The 16,783-nt window shown below is 65.5% G+C and carries 14 protein-coding genes; 11 read left to right on the top strand and 3 right to left on the bottom strand.

From position 1 onward, the window contains the following. A partial coding sequence (metG, locus tag Q0105_RS05145) for a methionine--tRNA ligase (RefSeq protein WP_298209414.1) occupies positions 1-973 on the bottom strand: 973 nt, incomplete at its 3' end. Between the two features lie 91 nt (positions 974-1,064). Here metG and Q0105_RS05140 point away from each other — a divergent pair. Then, a complete protein-coding gene (locus Q0105_RS05140) occupies positions 1,065-2,204 on the top strand; it encodes an SMP-30/gluconolactonase/LRE family protein (protein ID WP_298209412.1) in 1,140 nt (379 codons plus the stop codon). Positions 2,205-2,209: 5 nt separating this feature from the next. On the opposite strand, the gene Q0105_RS05135 is transcribed toward Q0105_RS05140, so the two are convergent. Further along, positions 2,210-3,490: a patatin-like phospholipase family protein gene (locus Q0105_RS05135; RefSeq protein WP_298209410.1), complete on the bottom strand. Its 1,281-nt coding sequence runs from the start codon at positions 3,488-3,490 to the stop codon at positions 2,210-2,212. Positions 3,491-3,586: 96 nt separating this feature from the next. Further along, complete coding sequence (locus Q0105_RS05130) at positions 3,587-4,156, bottom strand: restriction endonuclease (protein ID WP_298209408.1); 570 nt, start codon at positions 4,154-4,156, stop codon at positions 3,587-3,589. Between the two features lie 120 nt (positions 4,157-4,276). Here Q0105_RS05130 and apbC point away from each other — a divergent pair, with 120 nt between their 5' ends. From apbC to Q0105_RS05080, 10 genes are all read left to right on the top strand, one after another. After that, on the top strand, positions 4,277-5,368 hold the full coding sequence (apbC, locus tag Q0105_RS05125; RefSeq protein WP_298209406.1) for an iron-sulfur cluster carrier protein ApbC: 1,092 nt from the start codon (positions 4,277-4,279) through the stop codon (positions 5,366-5,368). A gap of 75 nt (positions 5,369-5,443) precedes the next feature. After that, on the top strand, positions 5,444-6,502 hold the full coding sequence (locus tag Q0105_RS05120) for a PDDEXK nuclease domain-containing protein (protein ID WP_298209404.1): 1,059 nt from the start codon (positions 5,444-5,446) through the stop codon (positions 6,500-6,502). A gap of 4 nt (positions 6,503-6,506) precedes the next feature. Further along, positions 6,507-7,484 (top strand): LysR substrate-binding domain-containing protein, encoded by a 978-nt coding sequence (locus Q0105_RS05115; protein WP_298209402.1) that lies wholly within the window; start codon positions 6,507-6,509, stop codon positions 7,482-7,484. Between the two features lie 190 nt (positions 7,485-7,674). Then, the gene (locus tag Q0105_RS05110) at positions 7,675-9,498 is read left to right on the top strand and encodes an NADH-ubiquinone oxidoreductase-F iron-sulfur binding region domain-containing protein (protein ID WP_298209400.1); all 1,824 of its coding nucleotides are present in this window, start codon (positions 7,675-7,677) and stop codon (positions 9,496-9,498) included. Then, the gene (fdhF, locus tag Q0105_RS05105; RefSeq protein WP_298209398.1) at positions 9,495-12,413 is read left to right on the top strand and encodes a formate dehydrogenase subunit alpha; all 2,919 of its coding nucleotides are present in this window, start codon (positions 9,495-9,497) and stop codon (positions 12,411-12,413) included. Before Q0105_RS05110 ends, fdhF begins: the two co-directional genes overlap by 4 nt. A gap of 54 nt (positions 12,414-12,467) precedes the next feature. Next, complete coding sequence (locus Q0105_RS05100) at positions 12,468-13,028, top strand: DUF3305 domain-containing protein (RefSeq protein WP_298209396.1); 561 nt, start codon at positions 12,468-12,470, stop codon at positions 13,026-13,028. Further along, positions 13,021-13,761: a DUF3306 domain-containing protein gene (locus tag Q0105_RS05095; protein WP_298209394.1), complete on the top strand. Its 741-nt coding sequence runs from the start codon at positions 13,021-13,023 to the stop codon at positions 13,759-13,761. The genes Q0105_RS05100 and Q0105_RS05095 overlap by 8 nt, the downstream gene beginning before the upstream one ends. Continuing rightward, positions 13,721-15,790 (top strand): 4Fe-4S binding protein, encoded by a 2,070-nt coding sequence (locus Q0105_RS05090; RefSeq protein ID WP_298209392.1) that lies wholly within the window; start codon positions 13,721-13,723, stop codon positions 15,788-15,790. Before Q0105_RS05095 ends, Q0105_RS05090 begins: the two co-directional genes overlap by 41 nt. Beyond that, positions 15,787-16,422: a molecular chaperone TorD family protein gene (locus tag Q0105_RS05085; protein ID WP_298209390.1), complete on the top strand. Its 636-nt coding sequence runs from the start codon at positions 15,787-15,789 to the stop codon at positions 16,420-16,422. Before Q0105_RS05090 ends, Q0105_RS05085 begins: the two co-directional genes overlap by 4 nt. A gap of 148 nt (positions 16,423-16,570) precedes the next feature. Continuing rightward, entirely contained in the window at positions 16,571-16,783 is a 213-nt protein-coding gene (locus tag Q0105_RS05080) for a formate dehydrogenase (protein ID WP_298209388.1), read from the top strand.

Below are 16,783 nucleotides of genomic sequence, written 5' to 3'. Positions count from 1 at the left end.
GGCCGCTGAACTTCAGCATGGCCGGCCAGAACAGCGTGTGGAAGGTGATGATGTCTTTGCCGATGAAGTGGTACTGCTCAAGCAGCGGGTCGGCCATGTAGGCGTCGTAGTCTTCGCCGCGTTGGTTCAGCAGGTTCTTGAGCGATGCGAGGTAGCCCACGGGCGCATCCAGCCACACGTAGAAGTATTTGCCCGGCGCGTCGGGGATCTCGATGCCGAAGTAGGGCGCGTCGCGGCTAATGTCCCAGTCGTCCAGGCCTTCACTGGTCGAGCCATCGGGGTTGGTGCGCACGCCAAACCATTCCTTGATCTTGGCGGCCACCTCGGGCTGCACATGCACGCCGTCCTGCGTCCAGGTGGTGAGGAACTCCACCGCACGCGGGTCCGACAGCTTGAAGAAGAAGTGCTCGGACGTCTTCATCACCGGCTTGGCACCCGACAGCGCCGAGTAGGGGTTGATCAGGTCGGTGGGCGCATAGACGGAGCTGCAGACCTCGCAGTTGTCGCCGTACTGGTCTTTGGCGTGGCAGCGCGGGCATTCGCCCTTGATGAAGCGGTCGGGCAGAAACATGTTCTTCTCGGGGTCGAAGAACTGCTCGATGGTGCGTGTTTCGATGAAGCCGGCCTTTTTCAGGTCCAGGTAAATTTGTTTGGACAGCTCGTGGTTTTCCGGGCTGTCGGTGTTGCTCCAGTTGTCGAAGGCGATGTGAAAGCCGTCGAGGTACTGCTTGCGGCCCGCTGCGATGTCGGCCACGAACTGCTGGGGCGTTTTGCCTGCCTTCTCGGCGGCGATCATGATGGGCGCGCCGTGGGCGTCGTCGGCCCCCACAAAGTTGACCGCGTTGCCCTGCATCCGCTGCGCACGCACCCAGGTGTCGGCCTGGATGTATTCCATGATGTGGCCGATGTGGAAGTTGCCGTTGGCATACGGCAGGGCGGTGGTAACGAAGAGTTTGCGGGCGGATGGCGTCATGAAAAGCGGCTTTCTCAGGCGGAACCGGTGATTTTAGGCGGTTGGCTGTGCCATGCTGGCGGGCATTCCAAATCTAACCAGGAGATAACACATGGGCAAAACATGGGCAAAACGGGTGGGATGGGGCGTAGGAGGCGCCGTGCTGGCGGTGGCGGCTTACCTGGCTTGGTGGCCCGTGCCCATACAGCCCGTGGCCTGGACCGCACCCGCCGCGCCGGGCTACCAGGGCGTGCATGCGCCCAACCAGCGCCTGGCGGGGCTGCAGATGATCGACCTGAAGGGCGAGGTGGGCCCCGAGCACATTGCGCTGGGCAAGGACGGCAAGCTCTACACCACGGTACTCAGCGGCAACATTCTGCGCATGAACCCCGATGGCTCGGGCCAAGAGGTGTTTGCCAACACCGGCGGGCGGGTGCTGGGGTTCGACTTCGATACGGCGGGCAACCTGATTGCGGCCGACGCGGTCAAGGGCCTGTTGTCCATCGCGCCCGACGGCAAGGTCACGGTGCTGGCCGACAAGGTGGGCGATGACCCCATTCGCTATGCCGATGCCGTGGTGGTGGCCCAGAGCGGCAAGATTTACCTGAGCGATGCCTCCACCCGCTTTGCGCCCAAGGACTGGGGCGGCACCTTTGAAGCCAGCGTGCTCGACATCCTGGAGCAGGCCAGCACCGGCCGCGTGATCGAATACGACCCAGCCACCCGCGCCACACGCGTGGTGGCCCGAGGCATCAGCTTTGCCAACGGCGTGGCGCTGAGCCAGGACGAAAAATCCCTGTACGTGAACGAGACCGGCAAGTACCGCGTGTGGAAGATTGCGGTGGATGCCAACGATCTGGACATCGGCCAGGTCAATGGCCGTACCAGCAGCAAGCCCAGCCCGCAGGCCAGCGTGCTGCTCGACAACCTGCCCGGCTACCCCGACAACCTGATGCGCGGGCGTGATGGCAAGGTGTGGCTGGGTTTTGCCAAGCCGCGCAACCCCACTATCGACAACATGGCGGGCAAGCCCTGGCTGCGCAGCCTCACGCTGCGCCTGCCACGTGTGCTGTGGCCTATCCCCAAGGCCTACGGCCACGTGATCGCGTTCACGGATGACGGCAAGGTGGTGGCCGACCTGCAGGACCCAAGCGGCGCCTACCCCGAGACCACGGCCGTCACCGAGACGGCCGACCGGCTGTATGTGCAGAGTCTGCACGCGCACGGCCTGGGCTGGCTGCCCAGACCGTAGGCAATTCAGGCCTCTGCGCCGTGGTGCCGCACCTGCACTTCGGCGCCGGTATCCGTCCAGCCGAAGAAGCGGCACACCTCGGCCCGCATGGCCAGGGTGTCGGTCCGGCCCAGGGCCATCAGCTCTTGTGTGTAGCCCGCCTCGAACAGCAGGTAGCTGGCCAGCGCCGCGCCGCGCACGTCGGCCATGTTGGAGGTCACGCCCAAAGCACCCAGCATGGTGCGCACGGGCCCTGGCAGGTCGCCCACGTGGCGCGCGGCCACGGCGTCCAGGCGCTGCGATGGGGCGATCACCAGCAGCTCGATGGGGCGCAGCGCGCTGTGCAGGCGCTTTTCCTCGGGGATGAGGGACAGGGTCTGGTTGATGCGCTGCACGCGCTCCACGTCCACCGCCAGGGCATCGAGAAAGATGTTGGACAGCGCGTGTCCGGCGATCTGCGCAAGGGTGGGATAGGTGGCCGTGGGGTTGGCGGCGGCGTCGCCCTTGGGTTCGTGCATACGACCGGCGCCGATCACCAGGATGCGCTCGGCCCCCAGGTGAATGGCGGGGGCGATGGGCGCCGACTGGCGCATGGAGCCGTCGCCAAAATACTCGACATGGTCGTCCACCTCGATGCCCTTGGCCGGAAAGATGAACGGAATGGCCGAGGACGCGAGCAGGTGCTCGTGGGTGATGCGGTCGCGGGCGGCTTTGCGCTGCGAGCGCACCCAGGGCTTCACTGGTTCGGCCGATTCAAAGAAAGTGACATGCTCGCCCGAGCTGTAGCTGGATGCCGTTACCGCCAGCGCCGTGAGGTGGCCCTGGCGGATGAGCCGGGGCAGGCGCACCAGCGGCACCATCTTGATCAGCAGTTTTTCGAGCGGCGAGTTGTCCAGCAGCGAGCGCGGGCGCATGCGCCGCCAGCGCGCCAGCGCCCAGCCCATCGACACCAGCGTGAGCCAGCGCGCGCCGCTGCGCATCACGCTGAGCGAGTCGGCGCCATACACCTGGCTGGCGTGGAACTGCCGCCACACACGCGCGATGCGGCGCACTGCACGGTCGAAGTTGTCGGCCCCGCAGGCCAGCGCAGCAGCGTTGATGGCACCGGCCGATGTGCCGGTGATGATGGGAAACGGGTTGGGGGCATCGCCCTCGCCACAGGCGTGGCGGATGTCGGCAATGGCCTCCAGCACGCCCACCTGGTAGGCGGCGCGGGCACCGCCGCCGGTCAGCAGCAGGCCGGTGGCTGGCGTCTGGGGCAGTGTGCCGGGGGTATCCGATGAAGAAGAAGGGGCTGTGGGTCGCATGGCGGGCGTTGCAATCTGATGCCCCGAGTGTGGAGGGGTGCCCCTACCGTTTCACGTGGGAAAACCCGCATGGAACCACACCGTGTGCAGCGGCGTTCAGCCCTTGAGCAGCAATTGCGCCACGGCGTCGCCCTGCAGCACCACGATGCCGTGGTCGCGCGCATAGATGCGGGCGTTGTCGCTGACCTGCCCCAGCGCCGCCACATACACCCCGGCTGGTGCATCGGCCGCCGCCATGGCCGCCTGCAGCTCGCGCAGGGGCTCCACGCCGTGGGTGGCGGCCTTCCAGCGCTTGGCGCTCACCAGCGTGGTCTTGCCGCCCTGGGTCAGGCGCATGTCGGCCCCGGGGGTACTGGCGCTGTTGATCCGCTCCACCGTGTAGCCCGCGCGGCCCCAGGCCGTGGCCAGGGTGTCTGCAAAGGTGCGCCAAGGCATGTTGCCCACGGCTTCCAGCATCTCGACGACCTTGGCCGGGTTGGGGGCGCGCAGTTGCTTCCAGGCGGCGATACAACCCACCACAAAGATGGGGAAACCGGCCAGCGCGCCCACCACGAAGTATTCCTTGGGGAGCAGTGCGCCTGCGGCCAGAACGATGATGCCGACCACCAAAAAGCTGATCCACCACGGCGAGCGCAGCAACATGGCGAACAGGGATTTGTCGGACATCTTGAATTTCACGGGAGACCTTTTTGGTGGAGAGCGACGGTGCAGTGCGGTGCGCATTGTCCTGCACTTACAGAGGTTGGAGCGCTTGGATAGACTACCCGCCCCACAGGAGTTATTTGCATGGCAGTCACCGAACAGGGCCTTTTGGCCGCACTTTCCAGCGTGCTGGACCCCCATACCGGCAAGGATTTCGTCAGCACCCGCGCGCTGCGCAACCTGCAGATCACCGGTGGCGACGTGGCCTTCGACGTGGAGCTGGGCTACCCCGCCAAGAGCCTGGTGCCCGAGCTGCGCCGCAGCCTGGTGGCCGCCGCCAAGGGCGTGGCCGGGGTTGAGAACGTCTCGGTCAACATCACCACCAAGGTCATCGCCCATGCCGTGCAGCGCGGCGTGCAGCTTTTGCCTCAGGTCAAGAACATCATCGCCGTGGCCTCGGGCAAGGGCGGCGTGGGCAAAAGCACCACCGCCGCCAACCTGGCCCTGGCGCTGGCGGCCGAGGGCGCCAGCGTGGGCGTGCTGGATGCCGACATCTACGGCCCCAGCCAGCCCATGATGCTGGGCATTAACCGCCGCCCCGAAAGCGACGACGGCAAGACCATGGAGCCGCTCGAAAACTACGGCGTGCAGGTTATGTCCATCGGCTTCCTGGTGGACCAGGACGAGGCCATGATCTGGCGCGGCCCCATGGCCACCCAGGCGCTGGAGCAGCTCTTGCGCCAGACCAACTGGAAAGACCTGGACTACCTCATCATCGACATGCCCCCCGGCACCGGCGACATCCAGCTTACCTTGAGCCAGCGCGTGCCCATGACCGGCGCCGTGATCGTCACCACCCCGCAGGACATCGCCCTGCTCGATGCCAAGAAGGGCATCAAGATGTTCGAAAAGGTGGGCGTGCCCATCCTGGGCATCGTCGAGAACATGGCCGCCCACGTGTGCAGCAACTGCGGCCATGTGGAACACATTTTCGGCGCCGATGGCGGCAAGAAGATGGCCGCCGAATACAACATGGACTACCTGGGCGCGCTGCCGCTCGATATGAGCATCCGCCTGCAGGCCGACAGCGGCAAGCCCACCGTGGTGGCCGACCCGGATGGCGATGTGGCCAAGATCTACAAAAAGGTGGCCCGCGACGTGGCGGTGAAGATCGCCCAGCAGGCCAAGGATTTTTCGAACAAATTCCCGACGATCTCGATCAGCAAGAACACGTGAGTTGGTTTTGCTATTAAATTAATAGCTGTTTGCGCTTTGTTGGTGGGCGCTAGTGGCTAAAAAGACCTAAAACCCATGAGCGAAAAGCCCGCTGGCCTGATGGATACCCCCGCCGGATATGCCGACTGGCTGGCCGATTTGAAGGGGCGCATCCACACCGCCCAGCAGCGGGCCACGCTGGCGGTAAACCGTGAGCTGGTGCTTTTGTACTGGCAGATCGGCCAGGACATCCTGCAGCGCCAGGCGGCGCAAGGTTGGGGCGCGAAGGTGATCGAGCGGCTGGCGCTGGATTTGCGTGCGGCGTTTCCGGACATGAAGGGGTTTTCTCCGCGCAACCTCAAATACATGCGCGCCTTTGCCGAGAGCTGGCCGGACGGGACATTTGTGCAAGGGGTGCTTGCACAATTGCCCTGGTATCACCAACTGGCGCTGCTCGACAAATTGCCTGGCCCGGGGACCCGGAAGTGGTACGCAGCCAAAGCCATCGAGCACAACTGGTCGCGCAACGTGTTGGTGATGCAAATCGAGTCAGGTTTGCTGGAGCGCAGCGGGGCAGCTGTGACCAATTTCCCCACCACGATGCCCAAGCCGCAATCTGATTTGGCACGCGAATCCGTCAAGGACCCGTACCGTTTCGATTTCCTGGGACTGACGGGGGAAGCCCAGGAGCGCGAAGTTGAGCATGCTCTGGTCAAGCACGTCACAGAATTTTTGCTGGAGTTGGGAGCGGGCTTTGCCTTTGTGGGCCGACAGGTGCTTCTGGACGTGGGCGGCGACGAGTTTTTTATCGACCTGCTTTTCTATCACCTCAAGCTGCGCTGCTATGTGGTGATCGAGCTCAAGGGCGGCAAGTTCAAGCCCGAGCATCTGGGCCAGTTGGGCTTTTATCTCACGGCGGTGGACCGCCAGGTCAAAAGCGAGCAGGACAACCCCACCATTGGCCTGCTGCTGTGCAAGACCAAGAACAAGGTGGTGGCTGAATACGCCCTGGGCGACAAGGCGCAGCCGATGGGCATTGCTGAATACAGGCTTCTGGAATCCCTTCCTGCAGAGCTGCAAACCAGCCTGCCGAGCATCGCTCAGATCGAGCGTGAACTGGCGGGCGGCGGTGCCCTGCCAGAGGCAAAGGCTTGACCCCATGAACCTGCTCACCTCCCTGCGCTACCTGGTGGCGCTGAATGAGCACCAGCATTTCGGCCGCGCGGCGCAGGCCTGCCACATCACGCAACCAGCGCTGTCCAACGCGCTGCGTGCGCTGGAGCGGGAGTTTGGCGTGGTGGTGGTGCGCCGGGGCCGCACCTTTGAGGGCCTGACGCCCGAGGGCGAGCGCGTGCTGGCCACGGCCCAGCGCATGCTGCATGAGCACCAGGTGCTCAAGCAGGCGCTCAGCAGCGATGCAGCCCACCCGCGCGGCACACTGCGCCTGGGCGGCGTGCCCACGGCCATGCCCATCCTGGCGCGGTTTGCGGCGCAGTTGCAGGCGCGGCATCCGGGTATCGTGCCCGTGGTGCTGTCGATGAGCTCGCAGGCGCTGGAGGCGGGGCTGGAGAACATTTCGCTGGACCTGGCCCTGGGCTACACCGACCGCATGCCTGCGGGTGGCGGGCCGCTGAAGACCTGGCCGCAGTATGTGGAGCATTACTTTCTGCTGCGCCGGGCGGCTCCGCTGGATGGGCCGCAAGAGCCACAGAGGCCCCGAGGCCGCAAGCTGCAGATCGGCGCCCCTGTGCACTGGGCCGAAGCGGCCCGCCTGCCGCTGTGCCTGCTCGCGCCAGAAATGTACAACCGCAGCCTGATCGATGCCGCGCTCCTGAGCGCGGGCGTAACGGTGGAACCCGCCATGGAGACCGACTCGGTGCTCACCCTGGCCCTGAGCGTGATAGCGGGCGGGCTGTGCAGCGTATTGCCGGGCGCGTTGGTCGATGTGGTGCGCGGTGACGACGAACTGGAGGCACGACCCCTCATCAGCCCGGTGCTCACCACGCCCATCGGTTTCCTGTCGCACCGCCAGGTGCAGCCCACGCGCGCGCTTGATGCGGCGCTGGCCCTGGCGCAGGATGCCCAGTGGCTGGAGCACGCCGCGGCGCACAGTGGATTGCTGGCTGCGGACCGATAGTGACTTTGGGTGCGGTGTGGGGATAAGATTAATTCGCAAAAAGAATGATTTTTTGAGAATTCATTTATTTTTCTGATCGATACATGTGCGTAAGCAATTTGACGCACGCGGCAACCCTGCCCGAAACTGCGTCAAACACCGCGTCCTATGCAGACGCTTTACAAGACAACGCAGCCCACGCACCCGGCCCATGAACATTGCTTCCGACCTTCCTATCGTCGCCACCCTGTCGGTCAACGACATGCGCGAACGCATTCGCCGCAAAAGCCACCTCAAGGGCCGCCAGCCCGAGGATGCCGCCATGGCCGAAGTGGCGCAACTGCTGGGCCCGCGCCCGGACGCGGGTTTTCGGCGCGACCTGCTCATCGAATACCTGCACCGCCTGAACGACCACTTTGGCGTGCTGCACGACCGCCACCTGGTGGCACTGGCGCGGCAGATGAACCTGCCGATGGCCGAGGTGTATGAGGTGGCCAGCTTCTATCACCACTTTGAGATCGCGCGTGGCGAGGGCGCAGAGGCCCCGCGCCTGGTGCTGCGCGTGTGCGACAGCCTGAGCTGCAGCCTGGCCGGTGCGCGCGAACTGCTGGCCGTGCTGCCCGAACGCCTGCGCGCCGCAGGGCAGGGCGATGTGCAGGTGCAGGCCGTACCCTGCGTGGGCCGCTGCGAGCAGGCGCCCGTGGCCGTGGTGCACCAGTGCCCGGTGCCGCGTGCCACGGTCGATTCCGTGCTGGATGTGGTGAATTCCAAGCCAATTAGGGCTGTAGCGCTTCATCCGCCTGGGCTGGTAGCTATCAATTTTGATGTTTCTGCGTTGGCCGAGAAAAGCGTTCCCGCGCAGCCGTACGTCATCAGCCCCGCCCACACCGACCTCAAAACCTACCGCGCCCACGGTGGCTACCAACTGGCGGCGGCGCTGGTCAACGGCGAGATGGAGGCCGAGGCCGTGCTCACGGCGATGGAGGATTCGGGCCTGCGTGGCCTGGGTGGTGCCGGTTTTCCCACAGGGCGCAAGTGGCGCATCGTGCGTGACCAATTGGCGCCGCGCCTGATGGCGGTGAACATCGACGAAGGCGAGCCCGGCACCTTCAAGGACCGCACCTACCTCGAGCGCGACCCGCACCGCTTTCTGGAGGGCATGCTCATCGCCGCCCAGGTGGTGGGCACCGAGGCCATCTACATCTACCTGCGCGACGAATACCACGGCTGCCGCGCGCTGCTGCAGGCTGCGCTCGACGACCTGCACGCCGAGCCGCCATGCCCCTTGCCGTACATCGAGCTGCGGCGCGGCGCGGGCGCCTACATCTGCGGCGAAGAGTCGGCCATGATCGAAAGCATCGAAGGCAAACGCGGTGAGCCGCGCATGCGCCCGCCCTACATCGCGCAGGTGGGCCTGTTCGGCCGCCCCACGCTGGAGCACAACTTCGAGACGCTGTACTGGGTGCGCGACATCGTTGAAAAAGGCCCGCAGTGGTTTGCCGGTTTTGGCCGCCATGGGCGCAAGGGGCTGCGCAGTTTCAGCGTGAGCGGGCGGGTGAAACACCCCGGCGTCAAGCTCGCGCCCGCAGGCATCACGGTGCAGGAACTCATCGACGAATACTGCGGCGGCATGCAGGATGGCCATCAGCTCTACGCCTACCTGCCCGGCGGCGCCTCGGGCGGCATCCTGCCCGCCCACCTCAACCAGATACCGCTCGACTTCGACACCCTGCAGCCCTACGGTTGCTTCATCGGATCGGCCGCCGTCATCGTGCTCAGCCAGCACGACCGGGCGCGCGATGCGGCGCTGAACGTGATGCGGTTTTTCGAGCACGAAAGCTGCGGCCAGTGCACGCCCTGCCGCGTAGGCACGGCCAAGGCCGCCACGCTGATGGAGGCGGGTGAGTGGGATGCCACGCTGCTTGATGACCTGGCGCAGGTGATGGGCGATGCGTCTATCTGCGGGCTGGGGCAGGCGGCGCCCAACCCCATTCGTAGCGTGCAGAAGTATTTTGCGCACGAGGTGGCTGCATGAACGCGCGCACCCTTCCAATCCCCGTGGGCGATATGACGGCTGAACAGGCCATCGTTTTTGAACTGGACGGCCAACCCGTCACCGCCCACCCCGGCGAAACCATCCTCAAGGCCGCACAGCGCCACGGTGTGGACATCCCCCACCTGTGCTACACCGACGGCCTGCGCCCCGACGGCAACTGCCGCGCCTGTGTGGTCGAGATTGTGGGCGAGCGCACGTTGGCCCCCAGCTGCTGCCGCGCCCCGGCGCAAGGCATGAAAGTGCAGGCCGCCAGCCCCCGCGCCCGCAAAAGCCAGCAGATGGTGGTGGAGATGCTGCTGTCGGACATGCCCGACAAAGGCTACCGCTGGAACGATGGTGAAAAAAATACTCCTGAATTGATAGCTGGTAGCGCTTATTCATCAAGCGCTAGCGGCCCATTTGATTCAAATATTTCAGCCACAGTGGGCCAGCACGGAGAGCTCAGCGCCTGGGCCAGCCGCATGGGCGTCGCGGTGCGCCCGGCGCTCAAAGGCCTGCGCCGCGAGCAACCCGCGCCCGACCTCAGCCACCCGGCCATGGCCGTCAACCTCGATGCCTGCATCCAATGCAACCGCTGCGTGCGCGCCTGCCGCGAGGAGCAGGTCAACGACGTGATCGGCTACGCCCAGCGCGGTGCCGAGAGCAAGATCGTCTTCGACCTGGACGACCCCATGGCCGAAAGCACCTGCGTGGCCTGCGGCGAATGTGTGCAAGCCTGCCCCACGGGTGCGCTCAGCGCCAAGACGCGCATCGGCTCGCAGGTGGTGGACCGCAAGGTGGACTCGGTCTGCCCGTTCTGCGGCGTGGGCTGCCTCGTCACCTACAACGTCAAGGACGAAAAAATCGTCAGCGTGGACGGGCGCGACGGCCCGGCCAACCATGGCCGCCTGTGCGTCAAGGGGCGCTTTGGTTTTGACTACGCCCATCACCCCGACCGGCTCACCATGCCGCTGATCCGCAAGCCCGGCGTGCCCAAGGAAGTGCGCCCCTACGGTGCCGACTGGCGCGACACCTTCCGCGAAGCGACCTGGGACGAGGCGTTGGACTTGGCAGCAGCCCAGCTCAAGGGCTTGCACGGCACACACGGCCCCAAGGCGCTGGCGGGCTTTGGCTCGGCCAAGGGCAGCAACGAAGAGGCTTACCTGTTCCAGAAACTGGTGCGCACCGGCTTTGGCAGCAACAACGTGGACCATTGCACGCGGCTGTGCCATGCCTCCAGCGTGGCCGCGCTGCTCGAAGGCGTGGGCTCGGGTGCGGTGAGCAACCCGGTGAATGACGTGGAGCGTGCCGAACTGATCCTGGTGATCGGCTCCAACCCCACGGCCAACCACCCCGTGGCGGCCACGTGGATGAAAAACGCCGCCCAGCGCGGCGCCAAAATCGTGCTGGCCGACCCGCGTGTGACCGACATCGGCCGCCACGCCTGGCGCACCCTGCAGTTCAAGGCCGACACCGACGTGGCCATGCTCAACGCGCTGATCCACACGGTGATCGACGAGGGCCTGGTGGATGAAGCCTTTGTGCGCGACCGCACCAGCAACTTCGACGCCCTCAAGGCCAATGTGATGGCCTGCAGCCCCGAGGCCATGGCCCCGGTGTGTGGTATTCCGGCCGAGACGCTGCGCGAGGTGGCGCGTGCGTTTGCGCAGTCCAAGGCGTCGATGATTCTCTGGGGCATGGGCGTGAGCCAGCATGTGCACGGCACCGACAACGCGCGCTGCCTGATCGCGTTGTGCGCCGTCACCGGCCAGATCGGCAAGCCCGGATCGGGCCTGCACCCGCTGCGCGGCCAGAACAACGTGCAGGGCGCAAGCGATGCGGGGCTGATCCCCATGATGTTCCCCAACTACCAGCGCGTGGACAACGCCGGGGCGCATGCCTGGTTTGAAGACTTCTGGGGTACCAAGCTGGATGAAGCGCCCGGCTACACCGTGGTCGAGATCATGCACAAAGCGCTGGCGCCGGACAGCGACCCGCACAAGGTGCGCGGCATGTACATCATGGGCGAGAACCCCGCCATGAGCGACCCCGACCTGAACCATGCGCGCCATGCGCTGGCCAGTCTGGAGCACCTGGTGGTGCAGGACATCTTCCTCACCGAAACCGCCTGGCTGGCCGATGTGGTGCTGCCCGCCAGCGCCTGGCCTGAAAAGGCGGGCACGGCCAGCAACACCGACCGCATGGTGCAGATGGGCCGCCGCGCGCTGAACCCACCGGGCGGTGCGCGGCCCGACCTGTGGATCATTCAGCAGATCGCCACGCGGATGGGGCTGGCGTGGGCCTATGAGGGTGAGGAGTCGGGCGTGGCCGCCGTGTACGACGAAATGCGCCAGGCCATGCAAGCCAGCATTGGCGGCATCACCTGGAGTCGGCTGGAGCGCGACTCCAGCGTGACCTACCCCTGCCTTGCCGAAGACGACCCAGGCCAGCCCATCGTTTTTACCGAGCAATTCCCCACGCCCACAGGGCGCCTCAAGCTGGTGCCTGCCAATGTGATCTCGGCCGCCGAGACGCCCAATGCCGACTACCCCCTGGTGCTGATCACCGGGCGCCAGTTGGAGCACTGGCACACAGGTAGCATGACGCGGCGCAGCGCCGTGCTCGATGCGATCGAGCCCATGGCCACAGCATCCTTGCACGGCGAGGAACTGGCGCGGCTGGGCGTGCAGCCCGGCACGATGGTGGGCATTCGCTCGCGGCGCGGCATGGTGCAGGTACGGGTGCGGCGCGACGACGGCACGCCGCGTGGCGCCGTGTTCATGCCCTTCGCCTACGTGGAGGCGGCGGCCAACTTGCTCACCAACGCCGCGCTGGACCCATTTGGCAAGATCCCGGAGTTCAAGTACTGCGCCGTGGCCGTCGAACTGTTGCCAGGCAGCAGTGCCGGAGCTTGAGGGCTTTGCGGGTATTGCCGCGCGTGGCCGCATGCCGGGGTAAAGTGGGTGCCCATGACAGAGCGCCCCTACACCGACGTTGCCGTGACCATGCGGTGCGAGCACATCGACAACCGCTGGCAGCCCTGGCGCTGGTCGCTGGCCGAGGTGGTCATCGACCAGCCCGCCTTTGGCACCGCGCCGCGCCAGTTGCTCAATGACGAGCGCGAACAGCGCTGGCTGTTTCCGGGCTTTCGCGTCGAACTGTTCCGCGACGACGCCGAGGGCTACCACCTCAACCTCACCTCGCCCGCGCCCTGCTGGTTTGTGATGTGGCGCCGCGATGAAGACACCGGTACCGGCGAGATCCCGCTGGCCCGCCCCGTGGCCGTGAGCCTGAGCTACCACGACGCTGGTCGCTGGCTGGACGCGCAGGAAACCGTCGAGCAGGTGCCCGCTGCCCCCGAGGTGGTGGAGGCCCTGCGCGCCTTCGTGGCCGAGCACTACCAGCCCGAGCCCAAGCGCCGTAAGCGCCCCGACAGCTTCCGGTCGCTGCAGGACCGGTTTGGCAACCCGGCCTCGGTGTCCACCGAGAAACTGCGCGGTGGCGGTACAGGGGGAGGCGGCCATGGCTGACGGATTCCTTGGGCGCTGGTCGCGCCGCAAGCAGGATGTGCTGGCAGGCAAGCCGGTCAAAGAGCCGCCAGCGCCTGCCGTAAAAGCACCTGTACCGGCACCCGCAGCGGCCACACCCCTGGCGGCGGGGGCGCAGGATGCCGCGCAGCCAGCTTCCGGTGACGGCGCCCCGGTGGTGGATGCGCTGCCAGCGCCTACTTTGTCAGACGCCCAGGCCCTTACACCCGCGTCAGACTTCAAGCCCTTTGTGGACCGTGCGGTATCGCCCGAGGTGCGCAACCTGGCGATGAAAAAACTCTTTGCCGACCCCCATTTCAACGTGATGGACGGCCTGGATATCTACGTGGGCGACTACACCCAGCCCGACCCGCTGCCGGAAGGCATGTTGCGCAAGATCGCCAGCGCCCACACCATGGGTTTTTTCGACCACGAGAAGAAGCCTGCAGAGGACGCGCTAGAGCCCCTGCCGGACGGCGCGCAGGCAATAGCCCCGGCTGCCACTCAGCCTCGGGATGATGCGGAGGCGGATGGTGCCGCAGACGTGGCACAGTCCGGGGTATGCAACGCTATTCCTAGCGCTTCCTCCAGCGAGCCTGAGGTGGCCGCCTGCTCCCCTGCCGGGGACGTGGCGGCCATGCCAGCCAGCCACAGCCACAATGACCACGACGCTCCTTTGCGACTGCAACCAGACGATGCCCCTCAACGCCAAAGCGTTGGGCGAGGCGCTGCATGAAGACCTGACCCTTCACTCCACCCTGTGTCGGCGCGACGCGGGGTCGTTTCAAAAAGCCATCCAGTCCGGGCAGGATGTGGTGGTGGCCTGCACCCAGGAACAACGCCTTTTTGGCGACCTGGGCCAGCAAACCGAGGGCGCGGTGTCGCCCATCCGCTTTGTCAACATCCGCGAAACCGGCGGCTGGAGCCGCGATGCCGCCAAGGCCAGCCCCAAGATCGCCGCATTGTTGGCGGCCGCGCGCCTGCCCGATCCGGAGCCCGTGCCCACGGTCACCTACAAGAGTGCAGGCCGTTTGCTCATCATCGGCCCGCTCGACCAGGCCGAGCAGGCGGCAGCCCTGGTGTCGGATGTGCTTGATGTCACGCTGTTCACCCAAGGCCCTGGCAATGCCGGTGGCGCCCAGGCCCGGCGCTACCCCGTGCTGGGCGGGCGCATCACCGGCCTTACGGGCTGGTTGGGCGCGTTCGAGCTGGAATGGGCGGCCGACAACCCCATCGACCTTGATCTGTGCACGCGCTGCAATGCCTGTGTGGCCGCCTGCCCTGAAAACGCGATTGGCCTCGACTACCAAATCGACCTGGCGGCCTGCCAGTCGCACCGCTCCTGCGTGAAGGTGTGCCAGGTGGCCGGTGCCATCGACTTCACCCGCGAGGCCACCGCGCAGACTGAGCGCTTTGACCTGGTGCTGGACCTGCGCTCGGCCACCGCCACGCCCACCTTCTTGCAGCACGCGCTGCCGCAGGGCTACTTCCGCTGGGACGGGCGCGACCTGTCGGCTCTGCTCAAGCTGCGCGAGCTGGTGGGGGAGTTCGAGAAGCCCAAGTTCTTTGCCTACAAGCAAAAGCTCTGCGCCCACAGCCGTAACGCCACTGTGGGCTGCAACGCTTGCGTGGACATCTGCTCAGCCGAGGCGATCAGCAGCGACAAGGGCCGCCAGCGCATCGTCGTCAACCCCAATTTGTGCGTGGGCTGCGGCGCCTGCACCACCGTGTGCCCCACGGGCGCGCTGACCTATGCCTACCCTAGCGCCACGAACCAGGGCACCAAGCTCAAAACCCTGCTGTCCACCTACACCGCCGCAGGCGGCAAAGATGCCGTGCTTCTGCTGCACAGCCAAGAGCGCGGCCAGGCGCTGGTGGAAGAACTGGGGCGTGCTGCCCAACTGAAGCTGGCGCACGGCGTGCCCGCCAACGTGATTCCGGTGGCGCTGTGGCACACCGCCAGCACGGGGGTGGACCTGTGGCTCAGCGCCGTGGCCTATGGCGCGTCGCAAGTGGTGGTGCTGGCCACGCACGAAGAGGCGCCGCAGTACCTCGATGGCCTGCAGGCGCAGATGGATGTGGCGCAAGCCATCTTGCGTGGCCTGGGCTACACCGGCACGCATCTGCAAATGCTGCGCGCCACGCACCCCACCGAGCTGGATGCCGCGCTGCAGGCCCTGGGCCAGACCCGCCAGAAGACCCCCGCCGTGGCCGCGCGTTTTGCCGTGGCGCAAGAAAAGCGCAGCACGTTGGAGATGGCGATCGATCACCTCATCGAGCAGGCCCCGATGCCGGTGGCCGACCGGCCCGAGGCCATTGCCTTGCCTGCTGCTGGCGCGCCACTGGGCGCCATTGAGGTCAACAAAGACCGCTGCACCCTGTGCCTGAGCTGTGTGAGCGCCTGCCCCGCCAGCGCGCTGCAAGATAACCCCCAGTTGCCCCAACTGCGCTTCATCGAAAAGAACTGCGTGCAGTGCGGCCTGTGCGCCACCACCTGCCCCGAAGACGCCATCACCTTGCAACCGCGCCTGCTGCTGACGCCCGAGCGTGCGCAACTGCGCGTGCTGAACGAGGCCAAGCCCTGGGCCTGCGTGCGCTGCAGCAAACCTTTTGGCACGGTGAAGGCCATCGAGGCCATGCTGGGCAAGCTCTCGGGCCATGCCATGTTCCAGGGCGATGCGCTGGAGCGCCTGAAGATGTGCAGCGACTGCCGTGTGATCGACCTGTATTCCTCCCAAAGCGAAACGAAAGTGACCGACCTGTGAGCGCCCAACCTGCTTCTTTGACGCCGCCCGGCGGCAGCTCCGCGCTGGACGAAGAAACCGCGCGCGCCGAACTCTATGGCCTGTTGTCGCAGCTGTACTACGCCGCGCCCGACCCCGAGCTGCTGTCAGCCCTGCGCGTGGCGGTGACCGAGGCACCCGCCGAGGGCGGTTTTTTGCAAGAGCCCTGGCAACAACTGGTGGGCACTGCCCGCGCATTGGATGGGGCGGTCATCACGCAGGAGTTCGATCGCCTTTTCGGTGGCGTGGGCAAGCCCGAGGTGTACCTGTACGGGTCGCATTATCTGAGTGGCTTTTTGAATGAAAAACCACTGGCCCGGCTGCGCACCGACCTGGACCGATGGGGGCTGGCGCGTGGCGACACCATGCCCGAAACCGAGGACCATATTGCCTATCTGTGTGAGGTGATGCGCTACCTGATTGCGGGTGACGATGTAGCTGTCTGCAACCTTACGAATCAGCGCGACTTTTTTGCCACACATCTGCAGCCCTGGGTGCTGTTGTTGTGTGATGCCTTGCAGGCCCATCCACAGGCCCGTTTTTATGCCGCATTGGCCCAGTTCACACGGGCCTTTGTATCGGTGGAGACCCAGGGATTCGACATGATGGAGTGACCTCAAAGGTCCGCAGAAACCCTGATGCGGGCGCTATAAAAGATGAGTGCATTAGTGGGAGGTGTAAAGCGCGATTGCAGGCTTTTACACACTGACATAGACTCGTATGAATTACGTTTCATAGCTGCCAGCCATTCTGGAGACAAGCATGCAGAACCGCCAGCCAAATTCTTCCTCACGCCGGAGCTTCTTTTCCGGTGCCGCCACCGTAGGGGCTGCTGCCGCAGCCGTCGTGGCTCTCCCCCAGGTTGTTCCCTCTGATGCCACGGTGTCTGAGCCTGCCCGCGTGGCGCCAGAAAAGGGTGGTGGCTACCACCTGTCTGCCCACGTCAAGCAGTACTACAAAACCACCCAACTCTGA

This window comes from Acidovorax sp. (assembly GCF_027492855.1).
Classification (GTDB): domain Bacteria; phylum Pseudomonadota; class Gammaproteobacteria; order Burkholderiales; family Burkholderiaceae_C; genus Acidovorax.
This window is presented reverse-complemented; position numbering and strand designations above follow the sequence as displayed.